Consider the following 16,861-nt stretch of genomic DNA (forward strand, 5'->3'; position numbering starts at 1 on the left):
GTTGTACCAGGTGACGAACCGATGAACCCAGGCACGCGCTTGGTCAATATCAGCAAAGCGTCGACGCGGATACGCCGGGGTGTATTTCAAGGTTTTGAACAACGCTTCAGAATAAGGGTTGTCATTGCTGACCGACGGGCGGCTGAACGAAGGCACGACACCGAGTTTTTGAAGCGTTGCCAGCATCGTTGCCCCTTTCATCGGACTGCCATTGTCGGAATGCAGCACCAGTTGATCGCGGCGAACACCATGACGCAAGCAGGCTTTATCGATCAAGGTGGCTGCATGCATAGCCAACTCTTCGGTATGAATTTCCCAGCCGACGATCAAACGACTATAGACGTCAAGAATCAGATAGAGACGATAGAACTGTCCGCGCACGGCGCTAGGCAAGAAGGTGATATCCCAAGTCCAGACTTGATTGGGCGCAATAGCAAGCCAGGCTTTGGGCGCGGCTATAGGGCGCGGGGGTTGTGCTCGACCACGTCGGTTCAACTGGCCGTGGGCTTTGAGCACACGGTAAAAACTGGACTCCGACGCAATATAAATCCCTTGATCAGCCAGGCGAGGCACAATCTGCGAGGGTGGCAAGCTCTCATAATCAGCACTGTTGCACACGGCCAGTATCCGCGTCTTTTCCACTGGGGTCAGCGCATGGGGGTAGTCACGCGCGGTGGGCTGCTGTCGCCGATCGACCAACGTGTCGACGTTGCGCCAACGGCGCAAGGTCCGGCAGGTGATACCGACGACTTCGCAAGCCTTGTAGCACCGCGCGCCGGCAGTCACTGCTTCGTCAATCAGGGTGATGGCCATCTGTTTCATCTCAACCGGGATCAATCGTCCTCGTTGGCGCCCCAGATGGCCTGGGCTTTTTTTGAGAGCGTCAGTAGCGCGGCCGCTTCAGCCAGCGCTTTCTCCTTGCGTCGTAGTTCTTTTTCCAGCTGTTTGTATTTTTTGCGCTCGCTGGCCAGTACCGCCTTGGTGACCGGACCGGCCTGCACATCAGAAGACTCGAACGCTTCTTTCCAGGCGTCCAGTTGTTCAGGGTATAGCCCATGTTGACGGCAGTACTCGGAACGCTCGGCTTCGTTCATGGCAGCAGTTTGAATAATCGCCGCCAACTTGGCTTTGGCATCCCATTGATCAGGAAGAGATTTCTTTGCAGGCACCACAAATCCTTTGGCTTGAAACTGTCGCTTCCAAGCATACAACGTGGCTGCACAAATCCCGCTTTCATGGCTGATCTGCGTCACACTCTGGTTATTCGGTGGCATCATTTTCTTGACGATTTGAGCCTTCAGCTCGGCACTGTAGGATGGCATTTAAGCACTCCATCCGCCCCATTCAGTTTTAAAAAAGTGAAATCAAACGACCGGACAACTAGTGTGACAGAGGGGGCCGCTTGGGTATGATCTGTACATAACAGAACTTGTTGACGGCTTCAAAATGCGATTGCTTAATCGTGGCGCAGTTTTAATACTGCATGATGCCGTGAAAATCACAGACCAGACTGCGCTGCTCTCTGGCCATTGACACAAAGCGCCTGGTGGCAGCTTCAGTATCAACTATGCATTGAAAATGAGTCGTGACGTAATAATTAGGTCTCCAGTATCATCATATTAGTGAGTTCTGAATGAAGCCATTCCGATTCAAGAGTTTTGAGATCGTCACACACTCATTTGAAGAGCCTGTTGGCATTTGGTGGCCTAATGCGACCATTAAAGATTGCCGCAGTAGTTTGACGTCACCTGTTAGCCTACCAAACCCGTGCCGTTCGCGAGAGAGCGCCGATGAATTAGCTTTGCTACATGCAAAGCAACGGATTGTTCGTAGCGATCAAATGAAGGGCTTTTGACCTAAGCGTTTTCGATTTGAGTATGAAAATCTGCGAGGGCGCTAGCGACTCGGAGCACATCAACGCTTGGAATCTTGCGCTTCGGGACACTAAGCCCAACGCCTGGTCGCCAGATTAGAAGTAGAGGTAGCTCAAATCCTCCATGCAGCCAGGACTTTGCCGCCCCTTCAAGCCGCGGCAGCTAATCAGGCAATCAATACTGGCATGACTATTTCCGCGCCGCGGGGGGCGTTGAAGCTGCTCAGGAGCACAGTTTTGAAGGGGATTTCGAAGAACAGCAGCAATGCCGGCCTAGCCCAAAAATGTGATTAGACAGGGCGCTCTTGGTAATCTACAAGCTTGAGGATAAAGCCAAGCGCAGAATCGCTTTTTGCCATTACAGCATGTAGCTCAGTGTCATTAATGCTTGGATCTGGTTCATGGAGCCGGTTAAGGAGATCAATCATTTTTGTCAAGCTGCTGATATCTAACAACACGAACTCTCTTAACGGCGAGCATTCAAAGCCTCGACAGATGTATAGGCCTTGAGCTCGGCGTGTCGGCTTGTCATTATGTATCAGCCCTTGTTTCTTGTGTGTCGTGCGTTGAATCCACGCCAGAACGTCATCGCTCGGAGCAAGCCTGCGCAGGAGGTGGTTCCAAACCTCTCTGAGTGAAGTAAGCATATGACGCGCTTTATCGGGGCTGGATGAGCCCAGGGCGTGTTTGGCACCAAGATACGCCTTGCAGAGATCGGGGGCGACGGTCCGCAGGAGCTTGAGCGCTTCCGTCTCATCGCTCCCGTCGACTCGATCATGTACCTGCTGAATCTGGTCTGGGGGGCCATTTTGCTCGCTGATGGACTCTAGAATAGCGGCACTTAAATACAGTTCACGGGTTGCACCCGGAAGCACAAAATCTGGAAGTGGCCGCCCTGCCTTCGTCTGCGACTCAAGCAATGTCTTATGTGCGCTCGCGAGTTTTCCCAGTTGAGCGATGCAATCACCAAGCTCGGGATGCAACACACCAAGTGATTGCAGTCGACCGATGTTGATTCGCGCCAGGGATTCTTTGTACGCAGTCATGATTGGCGCAATCGCTGGCATAGATGCTTGAGCGTTAGCCGCGATATTCCGGGCCTGGGCTATCGAGGGTTGTCGGGCCCATTTCCCAATGGCCATAATAGAGGGATTCGCTACCTGCTCTGCCATGGCCTTCCAATGGTGAGCTTGCTCAGCGATTTGTTGCATCTTCCGTCCGATTTGAATCGCGGCCTGACTTGAACTCAGGGGATTTTTTTCAACATGATCGGATTTAGTCATCTCAGTCAGCGTTTTAATTTTATCGTTGTTGCTATCCTAAACTAAAGAAGATTTTTGGTTCTCACAAGGACACATTGGTTGGACGGTTAGATTGTAGAAATTTTCCCTTGCAGAACACGATTCAGGGCAATTGAGTTAGGCACTCTATCGCCTAGCAAACTTAAAACTTTGGCCTTTGTTGCCTCATCCAGCGCAGCTGATTGCTGTACGCGCTCAACGGCTTGGGGGCGAAACTTAGGCCAAAGTAGTGCTTCGAACAGATTTCTAGCGAAGGCGATTGCAAATAAAAACGTAATTATCAGAAGCATGAAGTAGCCCAGTCCCGCCATCCAGAGAATCCCCGGAGTGTTTGATAGGTACGCCCCCATGCCAGCGATAGCAGCAATAACAAGCATCGAAATTAACAGGTAGAAAGGAAGATGGATCATTTTTACGCTTCCGATCGCTAATGCCGTTGCTACGAGTACCAAAATTAGTGGAAGCAATCCAACAAGTAAAAATATCCAGTGCCCCGTGTCCTCTATGACAGCAGCTGCAAATCCGATACCTACCAATCCGCCAAACACCAGCGAGCCGATTAGACACCCTTGTCTGCGCGATAGATAATTAGGACAGAGGACAGGTGAAATCATTCCTAGATCTTCGACTACGTCTTGCACCGTGTCTTTGACGTTAATCTCTTGCTCTTTCGCTTTCATTTCCCCCCCCACTCGTCAACATTTGTTGCACTAATTGAATAGCGGCTCCTGAGCGGACATCAGCCCCGGTGAATCGCAAAACGCGCCAACCTAACTGAGAGGCATGGTTGTATTTTTCGCAATCATTTGTGAATCCTCGAGGCCGGACATGACGGCCTTGGCTTAATACGCCGCCTTCGATCTCGACTGCGATAAACAGTTGGGGCCATGCAAAATCAAAGCGCCACTTGCGCTTGGGATGAAAGCGAAATTCCGGGATTGGCGGGGGCAATTGCATTGCTTTGATGTGTTGTGCAAAGCGCGCCTCTAGCACGCTAGGACCCGCCGATAAAGAAGAGTTTGCGCGCCTAGGCATACGCTTAGCAGATTCTTGCCCCCCGATAAGCTGCCGATACTGTTGCGATGTCATTCGCATACTAACTCACCATTAATAGTACTTTTCCAATAATCAATCATAACTATAAAGTACAGCCGATTCTAGCTATTTCTATCTTCATACACGGTTACCTACCTTGCAATCTGACGTCCGCCACGAGCAAGCTGCTGCTAATAAAGCCGCTCAAAACCTTTAACTGCGCCAATTGCTTCGATAGCATTCTTGCTTATTTAAACAAACCAGAGGTGTTCCTATGGGCTGGATCTATCAAGATGGCTCACGCCAGAGTGTTTTAGATGACGTTCTAGTAAAAGTGCGTGCAGATGTGCGCATTGTTGATCAGGCCCGGATGGGCCACAACGAATGGCTTCTTGTCGCCGACCCAGCAGATTCGTCCAAACGTTGGATTACCCTGGTCATGATGAATAGAGTCGGCGCCCAGTGGGGCCACAAACTAATCTCGGAATCTCAGAGCCCGTCCAGCATTAACTGCCCAAGACGACTGTTGGACCAATCGACTGAGTTTCCTTGTGAGTGGCGAGAACATGCTTATCTTGAGCTTGAAAATATCGCTTTGGCAGGCAAAACACTCACGCCGGGGGCGCACCTTTCCTTTAATGGCTACGCCTATCGCCTAAACGGGAAGATTGCCACCAACTCCTGGAACGTCACTGAGCTTTCAAGCGGCAACACCTATAGCGCCAGTCAATATGCGCTAGCTCACGCCGTTCTCGACACATATAGGGTTCGCGCCAAATCGCTCTATGAGCAGCAATGCCAAGACAATCCACAGCGTTTTTTGCGACAGAACCGACTTTGGGGTGATTTTCATGGTCAGCCCTGGACGTTTGATCGCATGCCGCATTCCTTGCAAGCCTTTCTTGTGAATCAAGTGTTGCAGGAGCACGGGGCCACCCAGTTTAAGCGGTGCGCAACCATTGGTGCCGGCGTGTTCAACGAGCACAGTCCAAACTCTCTGCCTCAGGAGCCGCTCATGGCGTTTGGTGAGCAAATAGCCATGGATTGGGACGACGAACAGCCCGAGGCCCAGCCAGCGCCACGCATGCGCGGGTAACGGGCACAACGATTTAGGTTTTTTGAGTCTGTTCGATAGAGTAAATCAACACCCTCGAACACAGGACCAACCATCATGAACCAAACTAGCCTAATCGGACAAACCGTCGCACTGTATACGCGGCTGGTTAACTCCCCTGCACCTAATGCCAATTTACCCATCGAGCGCGGTCTGCTTATCTTGCTGCAGGCGCATGAGTCGATGCTGCCCGAGCTGGATCGTAACGACCGGGCGCAAGAGCGTTTCTTGAGCCTGTTTCGCTCTCACCAAGTCTCGCACGACAAAGGCGTTGATATGGCGATGCTCTGTCTGCTCATCTGCTCAGATTTGTTCTGGCAAGCTGCAGAGTTCGTCTGCGGGCGGCAACAGCAACCGCTTGTCGCGCAACAGCAAAAACCTATGGCGACAGGTCATGTTGACACGCCTGTCCGCCCCCTGGGCTGGGTGCACTGATATGGGAAGCACCTCAACAGCATTCTCGGCAGTCCTCCAATCGGGCGCTCTACCCGTGCAGCCGGCCAAGGAACAACCGTTTAAGGCATCGCGTGGCAAGTTGGTGGCCGTGCCTGGCGCAGTGCGCGAACAGGTTCTGCTCAAGGTCGCGTATTACACCGCCTTGGCCAACGCCCTATATCGGATTAACGTTCCTGTACCCACCTGCAGCTTTGACCTGCGCGGGCGCGCGTCGGGCATGGCCCATTACCGTGAGCATCACATTCGCTTTAATCCTGTGCTGTTGAACGAGAATACAGAGGCGTTCCTCGCCCAAACACCTGGCCACGAGGTAGCGCATCTGGTTACCCTCTTTTTGCACGCCCCCGGCCGCAAACGTCGCCCCTTTTCTTTGGCTCCCCATGGCCCGCAATGGCAAGAGGTCATGCGTGACTTTGGCCTGCAGCCGCGAGCGACCCACAATTTTGTTATCGATAACGCAACCATCAGCACGCGCTTGTTCGCCTACCGCTGCAGCTGTCCAGATAGGGTGTTCAAGTTTGGCCCGCGCAAGCATGCCAATGCCAAGCGAGCCAAATACTTTTGCCGCCAGTGCCTGGGGCAACTGCGCTTTGATGTGCAGATCAAATAGCGCCCACCAAATAAGGAAACGCCCCCATGACCGAACGCACCTCTGCCCATTACTCTTTGCGCGCGGATTCAATCAAAGGATGTGCGCCGTTCGTGTTGGTATTGGCATTCGCCGCATTTGTGCCAGGAGCCAGCTTTGCACAGTACCTGAGCCTGCCCAGGGGGGCAGGTATCGAACCGGTGAACAAAGATGGGCTGATGCTGGACTACCTGGACAGGGTTGAGCCTCGCAGCCTGCTCTCGCTTGCTCAGTCTGCCAGGTGCTCGGTACGTGCAAGCGCCCCCAGTACCGTGCTTTCTGATCGCATCGGGCCGGTTCACCTCATTGAGTACATGGTCACTCCTCCATGCTCACTTACTCGGGGTGGACCGGCTATTTCGGGCTTTGGTCAACTTCAAAGCCAATACGGCTCGCATCGCATGGGGTTTGTTTATGGTCCAGGTAAACGGGCTGCGCTGTTTGATCATATCGCTCGCTAAGAAAGCGCTTTTTTCTGGTTTTTGAATTTCATAACCGCCGGGTAAGATGAATTTGTACACACATCGTTTTGGAGACCCTCTAATGAAATTCACCACCCTGCGTTCGACTCTCTGCGCTCTTGTTCTGGCCGGGACAACCATCGCCCCCGTAACCGCGCAAACGATTGACCCCGACATTGCTGGATTCAAGCTTGGACTGGATGTCGAACAAGCACAGGCGAAGCTGACTGGGATCAACCCCGACTATCAAATCCGTGAGCTTCAAGACAATGGCAAGCTAGTGGGCTTGGTCGGACAGGTTTTAAATGAGAGGCGTCATACCGTCGATGCCATGTTCGTACTGGCCTCGCAAGACGGAAAAATCGCACAAATGACGCGATTTCAGCGACCGGAACAAGGTGAGGGATTTATGCTCAATGGGCTCAAAGAGCAATTGCTTGGAAAGTACGGCACGCAAATGACTGCTACCAAGGTGGCAAACATCCACACATTTCAATGGCAGCAAATGCGTCATGGCGCGTCCGCAGACCAGGCTATTAAGTGTCAAAATGGCTTGGGTAAAGTGCAGGCTGGCAATGCCCGGCTCATTTTCACCGAACAGTTCTTCCGTGAGTGTGGCCTGAAGGTGTTAGTTACCGCCATTGATGACGGGCAAGGGTTGGTTGAACAGTTCACCGTGCACATCTCGGACGATGGCAAACAAAGTGACGAGATTCGCGGCGAAGCTCAGGCCCAAGAAGACAAGGCAGCCAAAGAGCGTGAGCAGGCAAAATCGGGCAAGGCTAAGCTATAAGTCATCCACGCTGAGCCACACTCATGACAATACCAAGCGATATGGCCAACCGCGATATGTTCCTGGAGCAAGAGGCGCAGCTTCAACGCCTCTTAACCGAACACCCGCGATTGCAAGAAATTGAAGAAGCGTTAGATCGATTCGGTGCGTCGCACTACGACCGTCGCGACCAAGCTGAGCGTAACCATGCTCGCTTTCGAGTTCTGAAGCTGGTGCATGCGTTATATCGTGACCTGGGGGCGCTGCAAGAGCAGTTGCAAACTCAAGCAGTTGAGCTTCAAGCTCGAGAGACCGAATTGACTCGCCTGCGCCTCTTGTGTCAACAGCAGCTGCAACTACCTGACACCAAAGCAGACTGATTGGCCATGATTTCGGTTTTTTCCATTTGTTTGCTACCTTGGTCTCATGGATACCTGTAGCGCCATTACCCCAACCCGACCTGTAACCCATATACGAGGATCAGCATGGATACGTCCCACATAATTGTTCACATACCCAAGCACTATTCAGAGAACCAACGCGTGGCGATACACGGCGTCATAGAGCGTGCACAGAATGACCCGGACAACAGCTTCTTTGGATATACCTACGAGTTCAACGATCAAGCTATTGCACCCAATGTGGATAAAGTGATCGTGCACTCAGACCGCAATGACCAGGCTAACCTCATGCTGGCCACTGACATTACTTTGGCGGCCATGGCTGCTGCCGAACCGTTGGATCTGTAAACCTGCTGGGGCCACTATCATGCACCACGCTGTTCAGCTGCCAAGTCTATTCACGATTAAGCCCGCTGTGTATGCCAAGCGATCCACATTGCATTGGCCACGGCTGAGCTTTGAATACCAACCTTGGACAGCAAAGATTGGACTATGCGAACCTTTGCCAGAAGCCCTGCTGAGCCAATGGATAGCGTCCTCTCGATTTTCAGGCGCACGTCAGCGCATGCAATGGGTGATGGACAATCCTTCGGTCAAACGAATATGGCCCGAGTTCATATGCCTGGTGCAGACACTCTACGCTCAGAATCTGGTCGCAGTCATGGCCAAGGCCCAGCGTGCCGGCGCCGACTACAACACGATTAGCTACCATGCGGCCGGCTTTGAACGCGTTCACTTTGCTGTTGAGCCGATAAGCTGGGGCCCTAAAATCGACTTGCCTTACGAGAAGCAAGTCAGCGAGCATGATCGCGGCGCATTAGCACGCAAAAAGGGGCGAATATTGTCCTGGGGCGAACCCTTGCGATTTGCCCATGAGTTGCGAATACATTTCTATCGCAGCATAGAGCGCGCCTTCGAGCAACGCTGGTCAGCCATATTGCACAAAATATCGGCTCAAGATCGCAACGACCTGATTGACCTCATTCATTGCAGGCTGGTGGTCGAAGGACTGCATCCTGAACAAGTCCTTCGCAACCGAGACTACCTGAATCAAACTTACTTGAAGGCTAAAGCCGTTGGTGAACAAACGGCGCACTGATCCGGCTCAATGTCTTCATCGGCTTGTTTAAGCACGTCTTGATCATCAAGCAGCACGGGTTGCCAAAACCCTAGGTACCTATCACCGGTCATATCCACACCCCGAGGTTTGTATGGGGAAATTAGCCAATACTCCCTTTCGTAAAGCGCCAATTCAATGTTCTGGCCGTTGTGCCCCATGGGCACAGGACTTTGGCTAGTACGCGCATAATTGGCAATCATCACGTATCCCTGCAAATTTTGACTCGAGGGTGTCCGCTGCCTGCCTGAAGGCAAGACGCTTTCTTTCAATCGACGCTCGATCAATAACGCTTCTGGCCATGCCGACCATATACAACCGGCCATCGAGCCAGGCACTCGTTGGTGAGTCACCACGCCAATCGACTGGCCGCCAGTCACCGAATGTATTTCAAGTATCGTAGCTCCCTGTCCCTGGCCCCGACGTTCATTGGCCTGTTCGCGCAGGCGCTTCCAGGTCTGGCGATCAAACCGCGACAGCCTGCCTTGTGTTGAAGGCGCCGAGCTGACCGATTGGACTGGATCAAAGGTAAATCCTTGCTCCATGCTCACCCCCGTGGCCTGGAGAACGAGTAAGCTGGAGCCGAATCGTGGTCTTGGTCTGATGACGTGAAGTCATTTGCCGATGGATTTGCGCTCTGCGCCCTTTTAGCGGCTTGGGCTGCTACCGTCGGATCAAAGATAAATTGGGTAGCCACCGGATTTGAGGCCGTTACTGTGGCCTGTCCTGTTACCTGCGTCGACTCTTCTCTTTGGGCAACTGGATTTTGCTTGACCACCTCACGATTTGGAATCGGGCGTTGGGTCTGAAACAGCGCTGGTGCCTCAAAACTTGGGGGCGCACGATGGGTTACAGGCAAGCGCAATGGTTCGGGCTTGCCTTGCACGAAATCGTCCCTAGAGTCCTCACCCATGATCGGAAAGTCATCAATATCTTGCTCGCCATAAAGAAGCCGCTCAAGACGGGATGGTACCTTTACCGTAATTCCCGCAAATGGATTGTCATCCTCGACTGATACCGGTTGGACTCGGCTCCAAGGGCGTTGTGGGTCCATGACATAAGCTCCTAGAATTTGGGGGCGGACAAGGCACCGAATCCAAAACGATCGGTTTTAGTGTTGGGTTGCGAACTCGGTATACCTGCATGATCTTGATCGCGCTGCCCGATTGCGCGTTTGCGCTGGCTCCGATGTGCTTGCAACTCTTTGAGCCACTGCTGCATATCCGAACCCGGGTTCACAATGCCTTTGGCTCGGGTCAATGCCACATACAGCAAATTTGCTTCCTGCTCAGGGAAATCACCGTCAACCAGGCCAGCCAACCATTGTTCCGCCTGATCGCAAACAGCAAAGTCTTCGCCGATGCGCACCTGGTTGAACTCCAGGCCCTTAGCCCTGTGTGCGGTCGTCAGAATCAAATTGGCGTTGGACGCCTGACGCTGCTCATTGGCTTTGAGCTCCTGCACAATCTGCGGGATGGTTTCACCATAATCATCAATGAGCTTGACCATGATCAGCATTTCAGGATCACCACTTGCATGCGCAGCTTGTTCGTAATCGAACCAACTATCAAAGTTCTGACTGATGAAACGATCCTGTATTTCATGGTGTTTATGCACGGACAAGCGCCACACATCGAGCAACAGGTCAACGCGGTAACGCTCAATGCCACCGACCCAATGCACACCCTGGCCGTTCACCGCTACCGCCTGAGCAATCAGTCCAGCGTTAGTGCGCGCCAAGTAAGCATACTGTTGGCGGTGATCCCAAAGTTGATCTGCCCCCATGCCCTCCAACGCCAAGGAAGAATCTTTGAACTCTGACAGCACGAGATTGGCCAACGCCGCTGTCTTGGGGCCAAATCGCCAGGATTGGGTAAGTGGATAACGATACGCTGAGTCAGGCAGATTGCGCATGGCATTAATCGCGCCGCGAAACGCATAAATGGATTGGTGCTCATCGCCCAGATATAACAACCGCGATCCATGGCATTCGTGCTGGTAGCGAACCAGTTGCGCAGTCACAGCGTTCGCATCCTGCGCCTCGTCAAAAATCACCAGTTGTGCGCCCAGGTTCGGACGACTCATCACAAACCGCTTGAAGTAGGCGTCGTGTGGAATAGGCGTACCCGACCCCGGCGTCCACATCATTTGCCACAACCGTCTGGCAAAGCCTGTGCACCGCACCACCATATCGTGGTCAACGCCGAGTCGCTCCACAGCCGAGTAGCCATGCTTCAGAGGATCAAAATCCTCATCATCCGAAACGCAAAAATCATTGATGATCGCGCACACCGTAGCCGCAGCGCGGTAATTAGTCATATTCAGCGCATTGCGCACCGTGGTCGCATTCCAGCGATAGGTCACCCGTGCTCGCTGCTCACTGTTCAGTGAGGCGAACGCGATACTGTGCGGTGTTCTACTTTGCACGTGCGAACCGAAGCGCCGACGCCCTTCAGCGGCATTCTCCGTGTTAAATGCCAGATACAAGGTGCGGACATTCGGCCTGGCGTCTGTAAAACCAACGGCCGTTGAGGTCTTACCGGTGCCGGCCAACGCCATGCCCACGGTAATCTCGTGATCCGACTCAATGATTGTCCGTTGCTGATCAACGTAGTTGATACCCCGACGCGTTGCGTAATGCGGATCCAGCTGCGCTCGGCCAATTACCTGGGGGGCGATCTGCTGACTGACAGAACCCGTCGAAATCAGCGACTCGGTGTCCGACTGCCCAAATTTGAAACCCTGCGCTTGCGGGGGCTCTGGTTGCCCAGGTCGAACGGCTTGTTGTGTCGGCTTGGTAGGCAGCTCACTGGGGTCAAAGATAAAGTGCATAACAAAGTGCCTTGGCGAGTTCTGTATCAAGCACTTAGTATCCTCAATCGCTTACCCAAAATACAGGTTTTAGACCAGGATATTTGCACCCCTGCGTTTTGATCATGGCACGGCAGGACTCACTGCACCCGAAGTGTTCGCGCCCAGTGACTCACTTGCCACGCCCTGTGTTTGCGTAAGCGACTCTTGCTGCCCAGGCTTAAATTCGGCCGATGAACGGTGAGCCGCTTTCTTGCTCCCATAGTTTCCCATCACGCGTTTAGGCATACACCCCATCAGCTGCGCAACTTCAGCGGCACTGGCCACCTTCTTGGCATTAGCCGAAAACTGACCGCGCATCATGTACAACGTGAACACAGGCCCATTCGGCCCAAAGCAATCGACACACGCGCGTCGCAGAAAACGACGCCTTGCCTCATAAATTCGCGAAAACGGATCCCCGGCGTGCAGATGGGCCGCAATGTTACGAAGGTGGGCATCGACCGTTTCCCGGGCTGAGTCATGGACCGGCACCAGGCGGTATTCCACCTTGGGGAACTGTTCCAGCGTCTCTTCACTGAGCCCAGGAATGGTCGGCTTGTCCAAGTGGCGCTTGAGTGTTTTGACCCGAAGGTGGGTGCGTTGCGTATCAGCCCAGCGCGCGAATTCCCACTCAGCCGGCCTCAACCCAGTGGCCAACCCTGACAGCAGCCAGTCAATCATCTCGTCTGCAGCATCCGTGCCTCTGGCCCCAAGGAAGCGAAGCAGTCTCTCAAAGTCTCGACGCGGGAACGTGCGCTTGTGCAAGGATTTGTTGCTGTAAAGAGAAATACTTTGTCCGGGCTTGTTGCCTCGATAGCCATGTTTTGGCAGCCCATGCTGCAGCATCAAGCATGCCTGCTCCACTTCAGGATCGTTTGCGCGCAAGGCTCGAAAACAGAACAGAAGCGCCGAGCGATAGATAAGCACCGTCTTAGGGCGTAGCCGGTCATACCGATTGATCAGAAACTCAACCAGTTCCACAGGGCTTGGCTCCTCCACATGCGGGTTAGCCAACAAGAACTTCGAGCGCAGTGAACGCAGATGCCCCTCGTAAGTTATCCGTGTTTGCTCCGATATCTTGCGCGGGTGCGTTGGCGTATGCGCGGGCGTTTGACCAAGGCTTCTTGGCTCATCCCATGGTGTATCACCTGAGTCGCGGGTTGCAAACTCGGTTTCCGGTAATACGGTAGCCACGTCTGCTTTGATACTCTCGTGTTGGTGCCCGTGGTTGGGTTCAGCAGTACCCGACTCTATCGGGTCGAAGATGAATTGGTTCTGGGGATTGATCTGATCGCTTGAAACCACAGTGTTCTCCTACCTAAAACGGGACGCAAAGCACGGTTTAACCGGCAGGCACTGCGCACCCCATTCAAATTTTTAGCCGCCTCGTCTTGAATCACCACTACTGGGACAGGACATTCCTAAAACGGGACTCCAATCCATCCGATTTATAAACATCGATATGGGACAAATCTAAATTCAAGGTAATGGTGCCTACACGGAGACCGTAAATCTAGTTTTTGGAGAGCATTATTTTCGCGATTGCACTCAAGGGATCAAACGCTTTGCCATTTCGGCAAGCCAACACACCGATCATTGATGATCTCCCCTTGGTCTCACAGGCGCCATGAATCGCTTCGGCAACAGCTCCAGGCAAATATTCACATTCTTCTTGTCCCGACTAGGCCGGGTCGGCGGCCTGCAGACAGCCACACTCACGCTTCGCTCACGCTGAAAGCGGTACTTGAGTTCAATATTTCGCACTTTCTGTGGTCTGTTTGGTTCTTAATACACATTATGTGCAATTGCAATTTCAAACCCTTTTCCCCAAATGTGCATCGGGACATAAACAAACACGCCTTTGTGACAGACAGATCTTTCTTTTACTTTGTTTCTAAAGATAATTTCCTTTCATGATCAACTTGTGTGAATCCACGTCTGAGCGATCTTGACTAAATGCGCATTGGGACATTTACATCGACTTAATGGGACATTTTCTATCCGGGCATCCGCTCGTTGCTTCGTTCGAGCATTCATAATCAGCCCCTCAGGCAGGGGTACAAACTTGGTAGTCGGCTGGAAGCGACTTATGTCTCCTTGCCCTTTATGAAATAGCAACTATAGTTTGCGCACACCATAGGCAGCAACTACAATTGACACAGGATCGAACTCATTAAGACCAACCTTTTTCATCATTGGTTGACCGACCTACGCGGCCGCAAGGCCCGTGCAAAGATCGAAACACGCATTCGTAGGTTACGTCTTGGAAACCCAGGCGATGTGAAGCCCGTAGGAGAAGTGATCCCTGAAATGAGGATCGATTATGGCCCGGGCTATCGCGGGCATTTCACCCGATGCGGACCAGCAGCAGTGGGCCTCTTGTACGGTAGCGATAAGGGAAGCTAGGGCAGGGACATAGCCTTAGCAAAGGCCGTTGCAGCTCAATGAAAAGAGTAAAGATGATGGATGTAAGATTCAGTCGCTATGACACGGTGGACTATCTTAAGACCGAAGAAGATATTGTGGCCTACCTTGATGCTGTACTCGAGGAAGGCGAACCTGCACTGATTGCGGCTGCGCTGGGAGATGTGGCCCGCACTCGAAACTTTAGCCAGCTTGCCCGCGATGTGGGTATGAGCCGTCAGGGGCTAGATAAGGCGCTTTCTGGCCACGGCAACCCGAGCCTTTCAACGGTTGTGAAAGTTGCCCACGCGCTGGGTTTGCGGCTTTCATTTAAAGCTGCCCATTGAATGCACGCTAAAGTGGCGCATCATTGAGATCCAAAGTCACATGCAGTCGAATATTTTTCTCTGCTTGATCTTGCGCAATCTTGATTAGTTGACGTCCAGGCCTCAAGCATTTCCTGACCATCTGGTTGTGCCTAGATCTATTAAGGCAGACACCTGCCGCTACGTTGAAGTATTCAAACACGGACCCCAAAAGCCTTTCGACCGACATCGCCAGAAGTCCGCTTTACTTAAAAAAAGCCACCCAATAAAGTAGCGATTGATACATTAACAAAATACAATAGACTCAATTATTTAGCGCTCATTGCAGCCAGCTTATTTTGCAAGCGCGTCAACCACCAGGAGACTATCCGTGGATCTCATAGCAAAACAACTGCAGCGAGCCGCCTTGGCAACCATTGATCGCTCATCATCTGAAATTCGTCGCGGCGTCAGCGCCCTAGAAAGCGTTGCTAGCGTGGCGTATCACGAGAAATGGGGCGATAACGTCTGCTGGGTAACTGACCGTCTTAAAGGCCAAGCCCGAGATGGTGTTGAGTCACTTGAGCTGGCCGGAGCGGTTCCCAACCAAACGCAACAAGCCAACGCAAAGCTCTCAGAATTGATGGATGCTTGCTCTGTTGTGAAAGACTCCGCAGTTATTGGCTCGCCGGCAACCCAAGTAACGCTCGTCGCCAAGAACTTGGCGCCGGTCAAAACGGCGTGTCTGGAACTTTCCGACGGTCTAGCCTCCTTTGCTCATCAAATGCGAGCGACTGCGGCAGATAAGGATCGCGCGGCGCACCGTGCAACGCCATCAGAGCGCCCAAAGTTTGAGCCAGGCACTCGAGGCTTGTAGGCTCATTTCGTTTTTTCTTTGTCGTTTGCTATCTTGAAGCTGTACCTATTACAGCTGGAGTCCCGATTATGCCGTTATCCTTCCGAACCACCACTATGGTCAGCGCCCTGCTACTGGCCAGCAGCCTTTCCACCAGCGCTAGTGCGTTTAACTTTGATGCCCTGGTCGATGCTGCGGTTAAGACCGCTACGGAAGAAGTAGGTAAAGCCATCACTGGTTCAGGCTCACCGGCTTCTGGCGCAACTGATTCGCAATCCAATCCCATCGGGAACCTGATCAGTTCAGTCACTGGCGCTTCGTCGGTAAACACAAGCAAGCCTGCGAGCTGGCCATCGCAGTATCGGTGGTATGCGTATGATCAAACAGCCCCGCAACCGACTAACACGGGACGGATGCGTAAGGCATCGGTTCCAGGTTGGGAAAGTGGTTTAGCTTTCAATAGCATTCCGTTCCAACATGCAATTGTGCGTGTGCATGGGAATGGGAAGCGTAAGATGGCAATTTTTTCAGATCCTCTCTGCCCTTACTCAAAAAGACAGGAGGAGGACCTAAACAAATTGGACGATGTAACGATCTATACTTTCGTTGCACCTTTTCTTGGTCAAAAGTCAGAGCCAATAGTCCAACAAATTGTCTGCCAACCTACCAATCAAGCTCGCGCACAAGCTTGGGACAACTGGATTTTGAATCGTGTGGAGCCGCCCAAAGTCCCGAACTGTACAACCCCTTCATCGAGCATCATTCGCTCAATGCAGGGACTCATGTCCGACGATGGGCAATATTACAACCAAGTCTCTCCCACTTTAGTCTTTTCTAATAATCTAGCTGTGGGTGGATCGATTGAGAGAAAATATTTGCTTGAGATGATAGATCTCGAGTTCAAGTAACCGATCTACTAGCTCACAATCGGCCGCTTTATGCGGCCGTTTTTTTTTTAGAACAACCTTCTTAGTTAAGCGCTATCCGAACCAATTATTTCCAACGAACTCTTGCATTGCCGTCCTGAGCGACTTTGACTATCGTCATACCCGATCGAAGTGCGGACTATCTGCCTGCTGAATCAAACCGTGCAAATCGAGCAGCACACTGAAAATTTCCCTGAACCGGTTAAGGAACTCATTGAGTCCATAATGGTCATGGAGAGGGCTTTAAAGTAGCTCTGGTCGGCAGCCTTTTAAGTTAAGCAGAGCCGATGAGGTTAGCCATCCTGGGCCTAGGAAAGTGAAGGTAGTGTGGAACGGTCCTGCTCTTGCTGAAAGTGGTAT

General features: G+C 52.3%; 20 protein-coding genes. 12 read left to right on the forward strand and 8 right to left on the reverse strand.

Annotated elements, in window-relative coordinates:
- The 4 genes from PuT2_RS11315 to PuT2_RS11330 form a co-directional block, all read right to left on the reverse strand.
- The coding region (locus PuT2_RS11315) for an IS3 family transposase (protein ID WP_254046998.1) at positions 1 to 837 on the reverse strand (837 nt) is incomplete at its 3' end.
- Positions 834 to 1,322, reverse strand: a complete 489-nt coding sequence (locus PuT2_RS11320; protein WP_093971169.1) for a transposase — start codon at positions 1,320 to 1,322, stop codon at positions 834 to 836. The genes PuT2_RS11315 and PuT2_RS11320, both read right to left, overlap by 4 nt.
- Before the next feature lie 841 nt (positions 1,323 to 2,163).
- A complete protein-coding gene (locus PuT2_RS11325; protein WP_093971170.1) occupies positions 2,164 to 3,156 on the reverse strand; it encodes a hypothetical protein in 993 nt (330 codons plus the stop codon).
- An 86-nt stretch (positions 3,157 to 3,242) separates the two neighbouring features.
- The gene (locus tag PuT2_RS11330) at positions 3,243 to 3,854 is read right to left on the reverse strand and encodes a hypothetical protein (protein WP_143516139.1); all 612 of its coding nucleotides are present in this window, start codon (positions 3,852 to 3,854) and stop codon (positions 3,243 to 3,245) included.
- Positions 3,855 to 4,483: 629 nt separating this feature from the next.
- Here PuT2_RS11330 and PuT2_RS11340 point away from each other — a divergent pair.
- The 8 genes from PuT2_RS11340 to PuT2_RS11375 all read left to right on the forward strand — a co-directional run bounded on the left by PuT2_RS11340 (position 4,484) and on the right by PuT2_RS11375 (position 9,140).
- Positions 4,484 to 5,305: a hypothetical protein gene (locus tag PuT2_RS11340; protein ID WP_093971172.1), complete on the forward strand. Its 822-nt coding sequence runs from the start codon at positions 4,484 to 4,486 to the stop codon at positions 5,303 to 5,305.
- A 75-nt stretch (positions 5,306 to 5,380) separates the two neighbouring features.
- A complete protein-coding gene (locus PuT2_RS11345; RefSeq protein ID WP_093971173.1) occupies positions 5,381 to 5,758 on the forward strand; it encodes a hypothetical protein in 378 nt (125 codons plus the stop codon).
- Between the two features lies 1 nt (position 5,759).
- Positions 5,760 to 6,389, forward strand: a complete 630-nt coding sequence (locus tag PuT2_RS11350; protein ID WP_158214037.1) for a SprT-like domain-containing protein — start codon at positions 5,760 to 5,762, stop codon at positions 6,387 to 6,389.
- A 26-nt stretch (positions 6,390 to 6,415) separates the two neighbouring features.
- Positions 6,416 to 6,868: a hypothetical protein gene (locus PuT2_RS11355; RefSeq protein WP_093971175.1), complete on the forward strand. Its 453-nt coding sequence runs from the start codon at positions 6,416 to 6,418 to the stop codon at positions 6,866 to 6,868.
- An 82-nt stretch (positions 6,869 to 6,950) separates the two neighbouring features.
- A complete protein-coding gene (locus tag PuT2_RS11360; protein ID WP_093971176.1) occupies positions 6,951 to 7,661 on the forward strand; it encodes a hypothetical protein in 711 nt (236 codons plus the stop codon).
- Between the two features lie 23 nt (positions 7,662 to 7,684).
- The gene (locus PuT2_RS11365; protein WP_143516141.1) at positions 7,685 to 8,020 is read left to right on the forward strand and encodes a hypothetical protein; all 336 of its coding nucleotides are present in this window, start codon (positions 7,685 to 7,687) and stop codon (positions 8,018 to 8,020) included.
- A gap of 105 nt (positions 8,021 to 8,125) precedes the next feature.
- Positions 8,126 to 8,389, forward strand: coding sequence for a hypothetical protein (locus PuT2_RS11370; protein ID WP_093971178.1), 264 nt, complete (start codon positions 8,126 to 8,128; stop codon positions 8,387 to 8,389).
- A 154-nt stretch (positions 8,390 to 8,543) separates the two neighbouring features.
- A complete protein-coding gene (locus PuT2_RS11375) occupies positions 8,544 to 9,140 on the forward strand; it encodes a hypothetical protein (protein ID WP_143516143.1) in 597 nt (198 codons plus the stop codon).
- Here the strand turns inward: PuT2_RS11375 and PuT2_RS15705 are convergent.
- The 4 genes from PuT2_RS15705 to PuT2_RS11385 form a co-directional block, all read right to left on the reverse strand.
- Positions 9,098 to 9,703: a hypothetical protein gene (locus PuT2_RS15705; protein ID WP_143516145.1), complete on the reverse strand. Its 606-nt coding sequence runs from the start codon at positions 9,701 to 9,703 to the stop codon at positions 9,098 to 9,100. The two genes, PuT2_RS11375 and PuT2_RS15705, sit on opposite strands and share 43 nt — an antisense overlap.
- Positions 9,704 to 9,705: 2 nt before the next feature.
- Positions 9,706 to 10,212 carry a hypothetical protein gene (locus PuT2_RS15710; RefSeq protein WP_143516147.1) on the reverse strand — a complete coding sequence of 169 codons (507 nt, stop codon included), beginning with the start codon at positions 10,210 to 10,212 and terminating at the stop codon, positions 9,706 to 9,708.
- An 11-nt stretch (positions 10,213 to 10,223) separates the two neighbouring features.
- Complete coding sequence (locus PuT2_RS11380; RefSeq protein ID WP_093971180.1) at positions 10,224 to 11,990, reverse strand: UvrD-helicase domain-containing protein; 1,767 nt, start codon at positions 11,988 to 11,990, stop codon at positions 10,224 to 10,226.
- A 102-nt stretch (positions 11,991 to 12,092) separates the two neighbouring features.
- On the reverse strand, positions 12,093 to 13,316 hold the full coding sequence (locus tag PuT2_RS11385) for a hypothetical protein (protein WP_093971181.1): 1,224 nt from the start codon (positions 13,314 to 13,316) through the stop codon (positions 12,093 to 12,095).
- An 867-nt stretch (positions 13,317 to 14,183) separates the two neighbouring features.
- Between PuT2_RS11385 and PuT2_RS11390 the strand changes: the two genes are divergently transcribed.
- The 4 genes from PuT2_RS11390 to PuT2_RS11405 all read left to right on the forward strand — a co-directional run bounded on the left by PuT2_RS11390 (position 14,184) and on the right by PuT2_RS11405 (position 16,483).
- The gene (locus PuT2_RS11390) at positions 14,184 to 14,417 is read left to right on the forward strand and encodes a type II toxin-antitoxin system RelE/ParE family toxin (RefSeq protein ID WP_256387481.1); all 234 of its coding nucleotides are present in this window, start codon (positions 14,184 to 14,186) and stop codon (positions 14,415 to 14,417) included.
- A 53-nt stretch (positions 14,418 to 14,470) separates the two neighbouring features.
- The gene (locus tag PuT2_RS11395) at positions 14,471 to 14,761 is read left to right on the forward strand and encodes an addiction module antidote protein (protein ID WP_216820816.1); all 291 of its coding nucleotides are present in this window, start codon (positions 14,471 to 14,473) and stop codon (positions 14,759 to 14,761) included.
- 349 nt (positions 14,762 to 15,110) lie between these two features.
- Complete coding sequence (locus PuT2_RS11400) at positions 15,111 to 15,596, forward strand: hypothetical protein (protein ID WP_093971184.1); 486 nt, start codon at positions 15,111 to 15,113, stop codon at positions 15,594 to 15,596.
- A 68-nt stretch (positions 15,597 to 15,664) separates the two neighbouring features.
- Complete coding sequence (locus tag PuT2_RS11405; RefSeq protein WP_093971185.1) at positions 15,665 to 16,483, forward strand: thioredoxin fold domain-containing protein; 819 nt, start codon at positions 15,665 to 15,667, stop codon at positions 16,481 to 16,483.
- Positions 16,484 to 16,861 lie beyond the last annotated feature (378 nt).

Source organism: Pusillimonas sp. T2, assembly GCF_002236805.1.
Lineage (GTDB): Bacteria > Pseudomonadota > Gammaproteobacteria > Burkholderiales > Burkholderiaceae_B > Neopusillimonas.